General features: G+C 71.1%; 11 protein-coding genes. 6 read left to right on the forward strand and 5 right to left on the reverse strand.

Translation table 11 applies throughout. From position 1 onward, the window contains the following. Nucleotides 1-16: 16 nt before the first annotated feature. Nucleotides 17-1,543, forward strand: a complete 1,527-nt coding sequence (locus F6B42_RS10875; RefSeq protein ID WP_150419715.1) for a sugar ABC transporter ATP-binding protein — start codon at nucleotides 17-19, stop codon at nucleotides 1,541-1,543. 1 nt (nucleotide 1,544) lies between these two features. Beyond that, entirely contained in the window at nucleotides 1,545-2,546 is a 1,002-nt protein-coding gene (locus F6B42_RS10880; RefSeq protein ID WP_150419716.1) for an ABC transporter permease, read from the forward strand. A 56-nt stretch (nucleotides 2,547-2,602) separates the two neighbouring features. Here the strand turns inward: F6B42_RS10880 and F6B42_RS10885 are convergent, their stop codons facing one another. The 3 genes from F6B42_RS10885 to F6B42_RS10895 form a co-directional block, all read right to left on the reverse strand. Then, nucleotides 2,603-3,553, reverse strand: coding sequence for an AraC-like ligand-binding domain-containing protein (locus F6B42_RS10885; RefSeq protein WP_191089338.1), 951 nt, complete (start codon nucleotides 3,551-3,553; stop codon nucleotides 2,603-2,605). Between the two features lie 163 nt (nucleotides 3,554-3,716). Continuing rightward, nucleotides 3,717-4,994 carry an aspartate aminotransferase family protein gene (locus F6B42_RS10890; RefSeq protein WP_150419718.1) on the reverse strand — a complete coding sequence of 426 codons (1,278 nt, stop codon included), beginning with the start codon at nucleotides 4,992-4,994 and terminating at the stop codon, nucleotides 3,717-3,719. After that, entirely contained in the window at nucleotides 4,991-6,037 is a 1,047-nt protein-coding gene (locus F6B42_RS10895; RefSeq protein ID WP_191089339.1) for a phosphotransferase enzyme family protein, read from the reverse strand. Before F6B42_RS10895 ends, F6B42_RS10890 begins: the two co-directional genes overlap by 4 nt. Nucleotides 6,038-6,119: 82 nt before the next feature. On the opposite strand from F6B42_RS10895, the gene F6B42_RS10900 reads away from it, so the two are divergent. The 3 genes from F6B42_RS10900 to F6B42_RS10910 all read left to right on the forward strand — a co-directional run bounded on the left by F6B42_RS10900 (nucleotide 6,120) and on the right by F6B42_RS10910 (nucleotide 9,317). Further along, nucleotides 6,120-6,758 carry a TetR/AcrR family transcriptional regulator gene (locus tag F6B42_RS10900; RefSeq protein ID WP_150419720.1) on the forward strand — a complete coding sequence of 213 codons (639 nt, stop codon included), beginning with the start codon at nucleotides 6,120-6,122 and terminating at the stop codon, nucleotides 6,756-6,758. Next, nucleotides 6,755-7,567, forward strand: coding sequence for an SDR family NAD(P)-dependent oxidoreductase (locus tag F6B42_RS10905; protein ID WP_150419721.1), 813 nt, complete (start codon nucleotides 6,755-6,757; stop codon nucleotides 7,565-7,567). Before F6B42_RS10900 ends, F6B42_RS10905 begins: the two co-directional genes overlap by 4 nt. A 265-nt stretch (nucleotides 7,568-7,832) precedes the next feature. Beyond that, nucleotides 7,833-9,317 carry an APC family permease gene (locus F6B42_RS10910; RefSeq protein WP_150419722.1) on the forward strand — a complete coding sequence of 495 codons (1,485 nt, stop codon included), beginning with the start codon at nucleotides 7,833-7,835 and terminating at the stop codon, nucleotides 9,315-9,317. Nucleotides 9,318-9,378: 61 nt separating this feature from the next. On the opposite strand, the gene F6B42_RS10915 is transcribed toward F6B42_RS10910, so the two are convergent. Continuing rightward, the gene (locus F6B42_RS10915; protein ID WP_191089340.1) at nucleotides 9,379-11,556 is read right to left on the reverse strand and encodes a cytochrome P450/oxidoreductase; all 2,178 of its coding nucleotides are present in this window, start codon (nucleotides 11,554-11,556) and stop codon (nucleotides 9,379-9,381) included. A gap of 172 nt (nucleotides 11,557-11,728) precedes the next feature. Between F6B42_RS10915 and F6B42_RS10920 the strand changes: the two genes are divergently transcribed. Beyond that, nucleotides 11,729-12,295: a helix-turn-helix domain-containing protein gene (locus tag F6B42_RS10920; RefSeq protein ID WP_191089341.1), complete on the forward strand. Its 567-nt coding sequence runs from the start codon at nucleotides 11,729-11,731 to the stop codon at nucleotides 12,293-12,295. A gap of 28 nt (nucleotides 12,296-12,323) precedes the next feature. Here F6B42_RS10920 and F6B42_RS10925 read toward each other — a convergent pair whose 3' ends face one another. Continuing rightward, the gene (locus F6B42_RS10925; RefSeq protein ID WP_150419725.1) at nucleotides 12,324-14,363 is read right to left on the reverse strand and encodes a primary-amine oxidase; all 2,040 of its coding nucleotides are present in this window, start codon (nucleotides 14,361-14,363) and stop codon (nucleotides 12,324-12,326) included. Between the last annotated feature and the right edge of the window lie 107 nt (nucleotides 14,364-14,470).

Below are 14,470 nucleotides of genomic sequence, written 5' to 3' on the forward strand. Positions count from 1 at the left end.
CAGAACGGAAGGCGCCATGTCGGTCACCGTGCACGGCCTCACCAAGCGCTACGGCGCGACCCTCGCCCTCGACGAGGTGACCCTCAGCATCCCCGGCGGCGAGGTGCATGCGCTCCTCGGCCACAACGGCGCGGGCAAGTCCACCCTCATCAAGTGCCTCGGCGGCGGCATCGCGCCGACATCGGGCGACATCGAGATCGACGGCACGACCGTCGGAGCGCTCTCGCCGCGGGAGTCGATCGCGGCCGGGGTCGCGGTGATCTACCAGCACCTCAGCGTCATCGACAACTTGACCGTGGCCGAGAACCTGTTCATCGGGCAGGAGCGCACGCGCGTCGGCATCGTGCGACGCGGGGAACAGCGACGCCTGGCGCGGGCGGCGCTCGCGACGATCGGCGCGCACGGCATCGATCCCGACATGCGGGTCGGGGCGCTCCCGATCGGCCAGCGGCAGATGGTCGAGATCGCGAAGGTCCTGCAGCGCGATGCGCGGCTGCTCATCCTCGACGAGCCCACCGCCGCGCTCTCGCGCGACGAGGCGGCCCGCCTCGGCGAACTCGTCCGCGAGCTCGCCGGCCGCGGGATCGCGATCCTCTACGTCACCCATCTGCTGGGCGAGGTGCTCAAGCTCGCCGATCAGGCGACGGTGATGCGCAACGGTCGGACGGTCTGGTCCGCGCGGGGCGCCGAGATCACGCGGGCGTCGCTCGTCGGCGCGATCAGCGACGGGCACGGCGCGACCCACGAGCCGCCCGCCCCGCCGCGTTCGGACGACACGCCGGCGCTCGCCGTTCGCGGGCTCGCCGCGCCCGGGCTCGGGCCGATCGACCTCACGGTCGCCCCGGGGGAGATCGTCGCCTGCTACGGCCTGATCGGCTCGGGCCGCACGCGTTTTCTCAACACGATCTTCGGACGCCTGCCGCGCACAGCCGGCACCGTCAGCGTCGACGGGATGCCGCGCGACGCCACCTCGCCCCGGCAGGCCCTCCGCGGCGGCATCGCCCTCGTCCCCGGCGACCGCGCGCGTGAGGGGCTCTTCGCCGCGCTCAGCGCCGTCGACAACACGGTCGTGGAGGCGTCGGCCCGGCTCGGACGCGGCGGTTTCCGCTCGCCGCGCGCCGAGCGCGGCGTCTTCGACCGGGTCGCCACCTGGCTCGCCCTGCGCCCGCATGCGCCCGCGCTGCCGGCCGGCCGCTTCAGCGGCGGCAACCAGCAGAAGATCCTGCTGGGCCGCTGGGTGAACGATTCCGCTCGCACGCGGGTGATTCTCCTCGACGACCCCACGCAGGGCGTCGACGTCGGCGCGCGCAAAGACATCTACGACGCCGTCAAGCGCCTCGCCGCGGACCGCGGCATCGGCGTCGTCGTCGCGACCAACGAGCCCGAGGAGGTCATGGATCTCGCGCATCGCGCCCTCGTGTTCTCGCGCGGCGCCGTCGTCGGCGAGCACGTCGTCGCTGAGACGACGGCCGACCGCCTGCTCGCCGCGGTGCACCGGACCACCCCCGACACCCGCATCCTCGACCTCCCCGAAGGGCTGTGACATGACGCAGAGAAACCTCCCCGCCGCCATCCTCGAGGGGATCGTCCGCACGCCGCTGCTGATCGTTCTCGTCGTGCTCGTCATCGGCGTGCAGCTCGCGACCGACTCGTTCTTCGGCTGGACGAACATCCGCGGCATCCTGCAGGACAGCGCGATCATCGCGATCGTCGCCGTGCCGGTGGCGATGCTGCTGATCGCCGGATACATCGACCTCTCGGTCGGATCGACGCTCGCCCTCGGCGGGGTCGTCGCCTCGCTCGTCATGGATCGCGGCGCCGGCAATCCCGCGCTCGCGGTGCTTCTGGCCGTCGTCGCGGGCGCGGCCGTCGGACTCGTCAACGCTGTCGTCGTGGTGGTGCTGGGACTGAACTCCTTCATCACGACGCTCGGCACGCTGACAGCGGTGCGCGGCGTCGCGCAGCTCGTGAGCCCCACGCCCCGCAACAACTTCGGCGACGCGTTCGGGCTGCTGGGGCTCGGCACCGTCGGGGGCATTCCGATCTCGGTCTGGATCGCCGTCCTCCTGCTGATCGCCGCCGCCGTGTTCCTCGCGCTCACCCCGGCCGGCCGCCACGTGTACGCGATCGGCGTCAACCGCGAGGCCGCGTACCTCTCCGGGGTGCGCGTGCGGATGCTGCCGTTCTGGCTGTTCGCCCTCTCGGGAGGCATGGCCGGTTTCGCCGGCACCATCGTCGTCGCGCGGCTCAACAGCGCGCCCGCGGGGCAGATCGGCGCCGGTTTCGAGCTCGTCGTTCTGACGGCCGTCCTGCTCGGCGGCGTGGCGCTGACCGGCGGCGAAGGAGGCATCTTCGGCGTCGTCGTCGGCGTGCTGTTCTACGGCGCTCTGAACAACTCTCTCGTGCTGCTCGGGGTCACGACGTTCTGGCAGGCGGTCGCGAGCGGCGTGGCGCTCGTCGCCGCGATCGGCCTGAGCGCCCTCACGCATGTGCTGCGCGTGCGCCTGGCCTCGGCGCGCGCCCGACGACTCGCCGCGGCGGCCTGACACGCCTCCGCCCCGATCCCGGTCGACGGGGTCGGGGCGGAGAGGCGTCGACGGGATCAGCCCCGTGTGGGACGGATCCCGCTCGGCGGCACGCCGTAGTGCGCACGGAACGTCCGGCTGAAGTGCGCCGCATCCACGAAGCCGTTGGCGAGAGCGATCGAGGTCACCGAGCGGTCGACGCCGCGGGGGTCGATCAGCTCGTCGTAGCAGCGTTCGAGGCGGCGGTTGCGGATAACGGTCGAGACCGTCGTGCCCTGGTCGTTGAAGAGGGCGTGGAGGTGGCGGACCGAGATGTAGTGCGCCGCGGCGATCGCGGGTGGCGAGAGCTCGGGCGAGGCGAGGTTCTCGTCGATGTAGCCGAGCACGCGGGAGCGCAGCGATTCGTGCGCGGACGACGAGGCCGCCGCCCCCATGCCCTCTTCGACGAGCGTCGCGACCATGTCGACGGCCGTGCGCGACAGCCTGCGCGCGGTGTGGGCGTCGAGGTCGCGGACCTGACCCGATAGCGAGGCGAGGTAGGGGCGGACGAGCGACCCGACGGGGGAGTCGGTGCCGAGCCGTGTCGCCGTCATGCGGGCCAGGCGGTCGGAGGGCAGAGCGAGCAGGTCCTTGGGGAACATCACGATCGACATGCGTGTGTCGTCCTCGCAGATCAGCGAGTACGGCCGGTCGGTGTCGTAGAAGGTCATGTCGCCGGCGCGCAGGGTGGTCTCGCGGCCATCCTGCACGATCATGCCCGTGCCCGCCTCGATGAGCGAGAACTTGAAATAGTGCTGCGCGGCACCGCGGATGAGGGACTCCGTGCGGTGCACCGAGTGGGCGGCGGCCGCGACGGTGAGCACGTGCACGTCGCCGGCGGCCTGGCCGCGCAGCGCGCCTCGGAAGCTCTCGGGATCGCGCGCTCGCACGTCGAGATTCACGACGGCCTCGCCCACCGCGTTGCGGAACGGGTCGAGATCGAGGACGGTGTCGAATGCTGACGACTGATAGATCGATCGGGTATGCATCGCTCTCACTCCATCGTGAAACGATCGCCGGGTACGGTTCGGGTCACCATAGCACCGTTCGTCGGGGTTCGGCCGTGGGGTTCTCATCCATGGTGCCGTGTCCGCGTTTCGGCGATTGGGCTGTCGTGTTACAGGATGCGGCGCGCTCGCCCGCTGCAGCCGGTCAGGCGAGGACCTCGCCCACGGCGCCGCGGATGGCGTCCAGCAGCACGGGCAGCTCGGCATCCTGGATCGCCAGCGGCGGCCGGATCTTCAGCACCGAGCCGGTCGGCCCGATCCGGCTGAGCAGCACGCCGCGGGCTTTGACCGCCTCGACGAGTCGCTTCGTCGTCGCGGCATCGGGACGGGTCTGCTCGGCGTCCTCGAAGACGCCGAAGCCGAAGAAGAGGCCGTCGCCCTTGACGGGCCCGAGGCGCGGATCGGCCGCGACGAGCTCGCCGAGACGCTCGCGTATCTCGTCGCCGAGCCGGCGCGAACGCTCCCACAGACCCTCGTCGTCGATGATCCGCAGGACCTCGAGTCCGACCGCGGACGAGACCGGGTTGCCCGCGAAGGTGTTGAAGTACTCGTTGCGCGAGCCGAACTCCTCGAGCAGGTCGTGGCCGGTGACGACCGCGGCCAGCGGATGGCCGTTGCCCAGCGGCTTGCCGAGGGTGACGAGGTCGGGCACCAGGTCGTAGCGCTGGTATCCCCAGAACGTCCGGCCCGTGCGGCCGAGGCCGGCCTGCACCTCGTCGCCGACGACGAGACCGCCGGCGGCGCGGACGCGCGCGGCGAGGCCCTCGACGAAGCCGGCGGGAACGCGCGGCATCCCCTCGGTCGAGAAGATCGACTCGATGATGACTCCGGCCACGCCGTGGCCGCTCTGCAGGAGCTCGGCGATCGCGGTGTCGACGGCGGCGAGCGCCTCGTCGCGGACGACGTCGGGTTCGCGACGGTCGCTGTCGAGGTCGGGCACGTGGAAGGCGCGGACGTGCTCGGCGAGCCCTTCGTGGGTCTGCAGCCCCGTCGTCGCTCCCGCCAGGAGCGAGGTGTTGCCGTGGTAGCTGAAATCGGTGACGAGGATGCCGCGCGCCCCCGTGTGCTGCCCGGCGATGCGGAAGGCGAGCTCGTTCGCCTCCGAGCCGCTGTTGGTGAAGAGCACGCGGTCGAGCTCGGGTTCGAAGCGCGCGATCAGCGCCTCGGCGTAGTCGAGCACCTTCTCGTTCAGGTAACGGGTGTGCACGTTGAGCGTCGCGGCCTGCTCGGCCATCGCCGCCACGACCCGCGGATGGGTGTGGCCGACGTGCGGCACGTTGTTGTACGCGTCGAGGTAGCGTCGCCCGTCGGCGGCGGTGAGCCAGACTCCGGAGGCCGAAACGAGATGCACCGGCTCGTCGTAGAAGAGCGGCGAGTGGCGGCCGATCGTGGCGTAGCGGCGGGTCAGCAGGTCGGTGCTCATACGGTCTCCGTCCAAGCGGTCTGTCGGGTGGATGTCGGGACGCGCCAGGGCGCGGGCCGGTCGGTGCGAGCGGCGTCGGCGATCTCGACGACCCAGGGGGCGACGACGGCCGAGATGAAGTCGGATGCCGGGTCGCCGGGACGCTCTGCGGCCCACCCGAGATAGGTGAGTCCGCGGGCGAGCATGAAATCGTCCCAGGCTGCCAACGAGACGGCGCTCAGCGGACGCTCCGAGCGATAGCCTTCGATGATCGCTCGCTCGTAGTCGGGGTAACGCGGGTTCCGCGCGTGATGGAAGATCGCCGTGACGAGGTCGAACACGAACCATCCGAGCCCGAAGTCGTCGAAATCGATCAGGGCGAGGCCGCCGGCGGTGACGAGGAGGTTCTCGGGGGTCGCGTCGGCGTGCACGATGCCGTAGTCCGCGGCCGAGGAGGCGAGAATCCGCAGTCGGGCGAAGAGCCCGCGGGCGCCGTCGGCGATGATCTCGCGCTCGTCGGCGGTGAGCGAGGCGAGCGCCGACGGATCGCCCCACAGCGGATCGGGACCGGCGAGCCCGGCGGCGTCCCACGAACCGCGTCGGAACGCGGCCGGACGGCCGATGACGTCGCCGGCCGCGTGCAGACGACCGAGGAGGCGGCCGATCGCCGCGAACTCCTCGGGCTCGGGGTCGTGCTCGCCCGAGAGAGCGGGAGCGATGTCGCCGAACGGAGCGGCATCCCGGATCCAGCGCTGCACCGACACGAGGCGTTCGGTCTCGCCGTGGCCGAGGCGGACGAAAGGGGCTCCGCCCGTGGTGGTCAGGACGTCGGGCACCGGCACGCCCGCCGCGCGGAGAGCGCGGAGATACTCCAGCTCGGTCCTCACCTCGTCGTCATCGCGGTAGCCGGGGCGGTGGAGCCGGACGGCGACCGGGCCGGCGGGATCGTCGGCGCGGAAGACGTGGTTCTCGCGGTATTTGACGAAGGCGATCGGCGCCGCGTCGTCGAGACCGAAGTGCGGCAGGGCCGCGCGTGCGATGCGGATGGCGTCGTCGAGCTGCATCGGATTCTCCCGTCGTGGACAGTGAGGACACCTTGCCATACTCTGATTCTACTTTCCAGACTCGGATTCTGATCGGAGACCGATGAGCACCGGCAGCAGCGTCTCGGACGCCCCCCGCACCGCACGCGAACGACGGCGCGAGCAGACCCGGCGCGAGCTCGTCGAGGCTGCGCGGGCGATCATCGACGACGACGGCGTCGACGCCGTGTCGATCGAGCGGCTCGTCGCCGCGGCGGGGGTCGCCCGTGCGACGGTCTATGCGCACTTCCCCGAGGGTCGCGACGAGGTGCTGCGGGCCGCCTACGACGAGACCGGACGCGTGCTGCTCGCGCACGCCCGTGCTTCCGCCGCGGACCTCCGGTCCTGGCAGGACCGCGTCCTGCACTACGCGCGGACGATGATCGAGTTCTCGGCGTCGCCGACGACCGGCCGGTTCTACTCGGTGTCCGGTCCGGCACTCGTCGGCTTCCGCGAGGCGGGCGGAGCCGGGTCGCGCGGATATCGGGAGGACATCGCGTCCTTCCTCGAGCAGGCCCGGACCGACGGCGACCTGCGAGCGGATGCCGATCCCGCGGCGCTCGCCGTGCTGCTGTCGTCGAGCCTGCGGGATGCGGGTATCGCCGCTGCGACCGATCCGTCCTCGGCCGAGCGCTACATCGCCGCCGTGGGGCTGATCCTCGACGGGCTGCGGACGACCGCCGCCGCGCGGAGCGGACGATGACGGCGTCGGCGGGCTCTGCGCCCGCGCCGGTGGTCGCGATCACCGGCGGCGGCACCGGCATCGGGGCTGCCACCGCGGCCCGGTTCGCATCGGCGGGATGGCGCGTCGCGGTCGTCGGCCGTCGCGTCGAGCCGTTGCGCGAGGTCGCGTCAGCCACGGGAGCTCGGGCGATCGTGGCCGACGCCGCCGATCGAGCGCAGGCCGAGGCAGCCGTCACCGAGATCCTCGCCACCGAGGGGCGCCTCGACGCCGTCGTCGCCAACGCCGGAGGGCACGGTTTCGCCGCACTCGGCGACACGACCGACGAGGACTGGGCGGCCAGCATCCGAGCCAATCTCGACTCGGCCTTCGTGTTCTCGCGCGCCGCACTCGCGGCTCTGCGCGCGACGCGCGGATCGATCGTCGTGGTGTCGTCGCTCGCCGGTCTCGCCGCGGGGCCGAGCACGGTGGGCTACACGACCGCGAAGCACGCGCTCATCGGTCTCACCCGCTCGATCGCGCGGGATTACGGGCGAGACGGGGTCCGCGCGAACGCCGTCTGCCCCGGCTGGGTGCGGACGCCGATGGCCGACGCCGAGATGGACGAGTTCGCCGCCGCGGCGGGACTGGACGGGCGTGAGAGCGCATACCGCACGGTGACCGCCGACGTGCCTCTGGAGCGGCCGGCGGACCCGGACGAGATCGCCGAGGCGATCCTCTTCCTCGCCTCGCCGGCCGCGTCGTACATCAGCGGTGCCGTCCTGCCGATCGACGGCGGTGCGACGAGCGTCGACGTGCCGACGACCGCGTTCGCCCGCGCCGGTCTCTGACCTCCTCCGGCGCCCCCAGCCCCGGCATCCCCCCGCCGGCAGCCCCCCCCCCGCCCCGGGTACTGTGTCCCACTTTCCGCTCCCCATGTCCCGGTTTCTGCTGCCGTCGAGCCCTGCTGACGACAGGAAGTGGGACATGCCACCGGCGGTGAACGGGCCGAGCTCGGGTGATCTGCACGCAGCGGCAAGGGACCCGCGCCGGAGGGCAACAGCGGCGGCGGCGCACTGAGCAGAATCGATCTCCATCCGGCCCGAAGGAGATGCCATGTCCGAACCCGACATCACGCTGAAGCGCAATCAGCTCGGGGTGCCCTCGATCGTGTTCCTCGTCCTGGCCGCGGTGGCCCCGCTGACGGCCGCCGTCGTCGTCCTGCCGCTGGCGATCGGCTTCGGCAACGGGGGTGGGATCCCGATGGCGGTCGTCATCGTCGCCGTGGCTCTGCTGCTGTTCGCCGTCGGCTACGTGCAGATGACGAAGGAGCTCGTGAACGCCGGCGGCTTCTACGCGATCGCGGTCAAGGGTCTCGGCCGGCCGGCGGGGCTGGTGACCGGCCTCATCGCAACGCTCGGCTACAACTTCTTCGTCGCGGGCGCGATCGGCACCACCGGGTTCTTCACCGGCGAGGTGGCGCTGCCCGCCCTCACCGGCATCCAGATCAACTGGTACGTCATCGGCATCCCGATCTTCATCGTGATCTTCCTGCTCGCTCGAGCCGGCATCCACGTCAGCGCGGCGGTGCTGGGCGTGGCGCTGATCCTCGAGATCGCCGTGCTGCTCGCCTTCGCCTTCTCGGTGCTCGTGCAGACCGGATACGACATCGGAGCTTTCGTCGACGCGTTCAGCCCCGAAGTCGTCGCGGGAGGATCGGTGTGGATCGCTCTTCTGCTCGTGGCGACGGCCTTCTTGGGATTCGAAGCCACGGCGCTGTTCGGCGAGGAGGCGCGCGAGCCCCGCAAGACGATCCCCCGCGCCACCTATGCCGCCATCATCCTCATCGGCGTGCTGCACGCCGTCGTCGGGTGGGCGATGGTCAGCGCGATCGGCGTGCGCGACGCGCAGGAGACAGCTGCGGCGAGCCTGGCCTCGGGCGACCTGCTGCTGGTTCTACTCGACACCTATCTCGGTCCGATCGTCGGGGCGATCGCGCTCGTGCTGCTCGTCGTGAGCATGTTCGCGGCGCAGCTGGCGTTCCACAACTCCGCCGCACGATATCTCTTCGCGCTGGGACGCGCGCGTGTGCTGCCCCGGTGGCTCGCGGTGACCAACCGCAACGGTGCACCGCAGCGCGCTCTGGTGGTCAACGCGGTCTTCGCCGCCGTCGTCGCGGGGATCTTCGCCGTGATCGTCCAGACGGATGCCGACGGCAATCCGCTTCCGGCGGTGCTCACGATCGTCCCCGTCGGGATCGGGTTCGCCACCCTCGCCATCATGATCACGCAGGCGATCGCCGCGCTCTCGGTCGTCGTGTACTTCCGCCGGGCGCGCGACCGCCGCTGGTGGAGCACCTTCATCGCGCCGGGCCTCGGCTTCCTCGCGCTGCTCGTCTTCAGCGTCATGGCGCTGTTCAACTTCACCGTCATCGCCGGCTCGGAGGCGCTGTACGTCCGGATGCTGCCGTGGCTGCTCGTCGCGGCCGTCGTCGGGGGACTGGCGTGGTCGGTCTATCTCCGCCGTCGCCGCCCGGAGATCTATGCGGGGCTGAGCGAGGATCTCGAGCGGTTCGACGAGGTCCTCGTGCCGACCCCCTGAGCGCCTCCGACGACGACGAGCCCCGCGACCGAACCGGTCGCGGGGCTCGTCGTATCCGCGCTCAGATGTCGAGCGTCACCTCGGAGCCGGCAGCCCGCGAGACGCAGACCATCATGCGGTCGCCGCGTCGACGCTGGGCCGGTGTCAGGATGACATCCCGGTGGTCGACCCCACCCGCCAGGACGGCGGTCTCGCAGGAGCCGCAGTTGCCCTCGCGGCACGCGAACCGGATGTCCATCCCGGCCTCCTCGAGCGCCTCCATCGCCGTGCGGTCGGGCGCGACGTGCAGGGTGCGCTGGGAGCGGGCGAGGACGAGGTCGAAGGCACGATCGGCGTCGGTGTGCGCGGTTGCGCCGTCGAAGTGCTCGACGACGACTTCCACGCCGCACGCCGATGCCACGCGCTCGAGCTCGTCGAGGAGGCCCTGCGGTCCGCAGGCGTAGATCGGGCGGCCGCTCTCCGCGGCTTCGGCGACCACGGCGTCGATGTCCAGCCGGTCGCCCTCGCTCGAGACATGGCAGCGGGCGCTGGGACCGAGGCGGGCGACCTCGTCGACGAAGGCCATTCGCGCCCGCTCACGCCCTCCGTAGTGCACGGCGACACTCCCGGCGGCTGCCGCCGCGGCCCGAGCCATCGCGAGGATGGGGGTGATGCCGATTCCGCCGGCGACGAACACGGGGGAGGTGCCCGGCTCGACGGAGAAGTTGTTGCGCGGTCCGCCGACCGTCAGAAGGTCGCCGACCCGCAGGTGCTCGTGCACGAACGCGGATACGCCTCGGCTGGCGGCCTCGCGCAGCACGGCGATGACGTAGCGGGACCGGTCGGCCGGATTGCCGCAGAGGGAGTACTGCCCGGCGCGGCGATCCGTCGGCCAGACGTCGATGTGCGCGCCGGGCTGCCACGCCGGAAGGTCGGCGCCGGCGGGGTCCGTCAACTCGATCGAAAGGATGCCGTCGGCCTCGCGTCGCATCGAGGTGACCTGCAGCTCGCGGGTGTCCGGCGCAGGCCGCGCGGGCGTCGCACCGGTGATCGCCGAGCCGGCTGCGGCCGTCGCCTCCCAGCGAGCGCCGAGCCGCTTGGGAGCGCGGAACACCCACCCCGTCACACGTGCGGGGTCGTGCGGGTCGGGGCGCAGTCCCGGGAGGGCCGCCACGAGCTCCTCGAACATGATGTGCTGCACCTGCCGGGCGAAGAAGTGCCCCGCGCAGAAGTGCTCCCCGTTGCCGAACGCCTGGTTCACGCGGTTGGAGCGCTCCATGTCGAAGCGGTCGGGGTCGTCGAACCGGGTCTCGTCGCGGTTCGCCGATCCGAGGATGACCTGCACGATGGCCCCGGCGGGGATGCGCTGGCCGCGGACGACGACATCGCTCGTGGCCTGCCGCTCGACGGCGCCGATCGGCGCGATCCACCGCATACCCTCGTGCACGGCGAGCGGGATGAGCTCCTCGGGGTCGGCGATGAGTCGTCGCAGCTGGTCGGGCTCGCCGAAGAGGCCGTGCAGAGTGCTTCCCGCGGCATGCCCGGGCTCCTGCATCCCGCCGAGGAGGATGACCTTCAGCGACGGCAGGATGAGCTCGACCGGGCGCGGCGCGTCGCCCTCGCGGCCGGCCCACAGCATGTGGGAGAGCATCGATTCGTCGGGATGCAGCCGAAGACGCTCCAGGACCGGACGCAGCACATCCTCGATCTCCGCGGAAGCGCGATCCGAGGTCGCGAACACCTCGGGGTCGAGACCGAAGTTGGACGCTCCGGCGTTGAGGTCACGGAACCACCGTCGCAGGGTGTCGGAATCGACGAGGCCGTCGAGGCCCATGACGGTGCGCAGGGCGCCGACGCTCACCGGCTCGAAGTACTCGGCCATGAGCTCTCCGCCGCTGCGAGCGCGCAGTGGCTCGAGCTGGCGGCGCGCGATCGGACGGACGAGGTCGTCGACCATCGCGTTGACGGGCTTCGGCTGCAGCGGTGGGTCGATGCCCTTGCGCAGATCCGTATGGGTGTCGCCACCCGAAGAGAGCACGTCCGGCTTGCCGAACACGCGCTGCAGCGTGGGGTGGTTCGTCGCCCCTGCGAACCCGTGATCGCCGCGTCCGATCGCGGCGCAGTCGTCGAAGGTCGACACGAACCACACGTCGGCCGCCGGTACCCACGCGACCGGTGCCTCGCGCCGCAGCCGTGCGTAGGTGGGGTACGGATCGGCCTCGAGCTCGTCGAGCGTGATGTCATCCAGGAACGTCGTCATCGACATCCTTCTTCCGGTGAGGACGGGGCATCGTCACCCCGCCAGATCATACCGATGAATCGAACAATCGGTATGATGAATCGTACGCTCTCGTGCGCCGGACAGACAAGCGTCGCCGAGACCCGGATGCGCCCGTCGTGCTGGGAGAATGCTCGGGACCGGAAGGATGCCCATGGATGAGCTCGCAGCCCGGGTCGGTGCGAACGTGCGGTTCCTGCGCGCAGGCAGTGGACTCTCCCTCGGCCAGCTCGCGGCGCGGTCCGGCGTCGCGAAATCGACGCTCTCGCAGATCGAGGCGGGCACGACCAACCCCACCCTCGCCACCCTCGAGGCCTTGGCCGGAGCCCTGTCGGTCGACGTCCGCGAGCTTCTCGCATCCATCGTCGCGGATGCTGTCGTCACCGTTCGGCGCGGGAGCGGTGCCGACGTCTCCGGCGAGAGCAGCGTCGGCGAGCTCATGCAGAGCGCGATGGTGGGGCCATCCGTCGTGGAGTTCCATCGGCTTCGACTCGAAGCCGGCACGCATGAGGCATCACCCAGCCACGGCGCGGGCGCGCGTGAGCACGTGCTCGTCGAATCCGGATCCCTCGAAGCCGGCCCGGTCGACGCGCGAGTGGTCCTCGGTGCCGGAGACTACGCGTCGTACCCGGGCGATCGACTGCACCGGTTCGAGGCGGTCGGTGAGGAGGCCGCGAGCTACTGGATCGTCGCGACCTATCCCCGCCGGCTCGGCGAGTGACGGGCGCGAGCCCGGCACTCGCCGCCGATCAGTGGCCGCAGGTGCAGGCGGCGCCCTGGCCGCAGCCGCCGTCCGCGGCATCCGATGATCCGGTGTGAGCCTGGCTCGATTCCGGCACGTCCATCGCCGGGTTGACGTCCAGGAAGCCGTACGGCTTCAGCCAGAACCCGGCGTAATCGACGGGCATGATCGGCCAGTCCTCGGGCCGCGGGATGTGCGTCAGGCCGAAGGTGTGCCACAGCACCAGGTCCTCGCCGTCGATCGATCGGTCGTCCGCCGTGTAGGCGGGCAGGCCGCCGCCGCCCTGGTGCGCGTTGGGATACCTGCCGCCGGGCCACCGCTCGTCGCGGTCGAACGCGGTTCCCCACAGGTGCTTCGTGGCGAATGCGGCGCGCGCGGCCACCGTGGAAGCCGGGTCGGCCATCAGCAGCGCGGTGGGCTCGGGGATGAGATGGTACGCCGTCGGCTTGCCCAGGCGGTTCGTCCGCGAGGCTGAGCGCACCTCCCATACCCGCGCGACCGAGGAGTCGGCCTCGCGCTGAGCCTCGAGCTCGCTGTGCAGCGTCGTCTCGGTCCAGCTGAAGGCATTGCCGAACGGATTCTGATCGCCCATCGGGATGCGGGCGGCGTCGATCTCGACGAGGCGGTTGTCCTCGCCGTCGATCGCGACGTCGAGCCGCGCGCTGAAGAGGTGCTGGTGCACCGGCGCGAAGATGCCCGGTGCGATCTCGGGCGCGTGCCGGTTCGTCGTGCCGGGGATGCCGGCGCCGACGAACACGATGCCCGTCGCCTTCGCCTCGACCTGGATGGAGCCGTCGAGGTAGAAGTACCAGAAGAAGCCGTAGTCGTAGTTGCCGATCGTGGAGAAGTACGACACGACGAGTCGTCGCGATCGCCGCACGTGTCCGCCGACAGGCCCCGGCTCAGTGTGCTTCCAGAGCACGCCGTAGTCCTCCTCGTGCATGCAGACGACGTTCGGGATGCGGACCGGATTGCCGTGGTCGTCGGCGACGTGACCATCCATGTAGTGGATGACACCGAGGCAGTCGCATCCCAGCTCGAGGTGGTTCGCGTTCTTCCCGAGCAGATACTCGCCGGCGTCGAAGTAGCTGATCCAGAAGCGCGTCGGCGAGGTGTCGCCGTAGGGCACGACCATCTCGGGGACGCTCGCGCGGGTGAGCACCGGGCGGTCGTCGAAGCGCACGTCGTGCAGCACGAGTCCCTCGCGCGCGTTGAAGTCGACGCGCAGCGACCAGTTCTCCCACGTCACGTGCGAGCCGTCGACCGCGAAGCTCGGTCCCTCGGACTGCACGATCTCGATCGGCTTCAGCGTCTCGCGCGGCGGGCCGACGGCATCCGGCGTGTACTTGCCGCTGCCGGCCGGGACGGGGACATCGCCCTCGTCCTCGATGCCGATGACGCGGTTCTCGATGAGGTCGACGTGGACGATGAGGCCTTCCACCGGGTGCGCCCAGGCGATGTCGTCCTCGCTGTCGCGGAGGAACGTGAGCGATCGGATGATGCGGCGTCCGACCTCGTTCGCGCGTCCGACGAAGCCGGGGGCGAGCGGCGAGCAGAAGGCCAGATCGATGCGATCCGCGAGACCGCGCCGCGTCATGGCCGCGCGCCACTCACCGGACGCCTTGACGATCTCGGCGGCGCGTTCGTACTCCTCGAACAGATACTGCGGCTGGCCGTACGGCGCCTCCGTCGTGTCGTGCGCGCGCTGCGCGACGACCTCGCCGCGGGTGACCGAGACGACGGCCTCGATGACTCCGCCGGTCGCGGTGTCGAGGAGGGTCACGTCGACCCGCCGGTCCATCTCGTCGCCGGGCGCCCAGTCGGCGAGTTCGCTCTTGTCGGGCTCGTACGGCAGCAGCATGGGCACGCGCACGGTCTCGCCGAGGAGTCCCGCCGCGACGAGCACCGCGCGCGCCGTCTCGATCTCGGCCGCGGTCAGCGGATCGAGCGGATGCCGCGGCACCGCCGCCGCCGGACGGAGCGGGATGAGATCGGGGTTGCCGCCGGCGTGGTCGGGGGCGGCGTCGTGCGTGTGTTCTGGGGTCATGGCAGTTCCCTCCGAGGTCCGCTCCCAGTCTCGGTCGCGATCCCCGCGCCGCGCTTGCCGCATCGCGCAGTCTCCGTGACCGGCGGCGCAGCGGAGCCGCCGACTCC

The sequence above is a fragment of the Microbacterium radiodurans genome, assembly GCF_008710705.1.
GTDB lineage: Bacteria > Actinomycetota > Actinomycetes > Actinomycetales > Microbacteriaceae > Microbacterium > Microbacterium radiodurans.

What these genes read in the sequence shown, in the direction of transcription:
- F6B42_RS10875 (WP_150419715.1), top strand. Translation starts at nt 17, where the DNA reads ATGTCGGTCACCGTGCACGGCCTCACCAAGCGCTACGGCGCGACCCTC.
- F6B42_RS10880 (WP_150419716.1), top strand. Translation starts at nt 1,545, where the DNA reads ATGACGCAGAGAAACCTCCCCGCCGCCATCCTCGAGGGGATCGTCCGC.
- F6B42_RS10885 (WP_191089338.1), bottom strand. Translation starts at nt 3,553, where the DNA reads ATGCATACCCGATCGATCTATCAGTCGTCAGCATTCGACACCGTCCTC.
- F6B42_RS10890 (WP_150419718.1), bottom strand. Translation starts at nt 4,994, where the DNA reads ATGAGCACCGACCTGCTGACCCGCCGCTACGCCACGATCGGCCGCCAC.
- F6B42_RS10895 (WP_191089339.1), bottom strand. Translation starts at nt 6,037, where the DNA reads ATGCAGCTCGACGACGCCATCCGCATCGCACGCGCGGCCCTGCCGCAC.
- F6B42_RS10900 (WP_150419720.1), top strand. Translation starts at nt 6,120, where the DNA reads ATGAGCACCGGCAGCAGCGTCTCGGACGCCCCCCGCACCGCACGCGAA.
- F6B42_RS10905 (WP_150419721.1), top strand. Translation starts at nt 6,755, where the DNA reads ATGACGGCGTCGGCGGGCTCTGCGCCCGCGCCGGTGGTCGCGATCACC.
- F6B42_RS10910 (WP_150419722.1), top strand. Translation starts at nt 7,833, where the DNA reads ATGTCCGAACCCGACATCACGCTGAAGCGCAATCAGCTCGGGGTGCCC.
- F6B42_RS10915 (WP_191089340.1), bottom strand. Translation starts at nt 11,556, where the DNA reads ATGACGACGTTCCTGGATGACATCACGCTCGACGAGCTCGAGGCCGAT.
- F6B42_RS10920 (WP_191089341.1), top strand. Translation starts at nt 11,729, where the DNA reads ATGGATGAGCTCGCAGCCCGGGTCGGTGCGAACGTGCGGTTCCTGCGC.
- F6B42_RS10925 (WP_150419725.1), bottom strand. Translation starts at nt 14,363, where the DNA reads ATGACCCCAGAACACACGCACGACGCCGCCCCCGACCACGCCGGCGGC.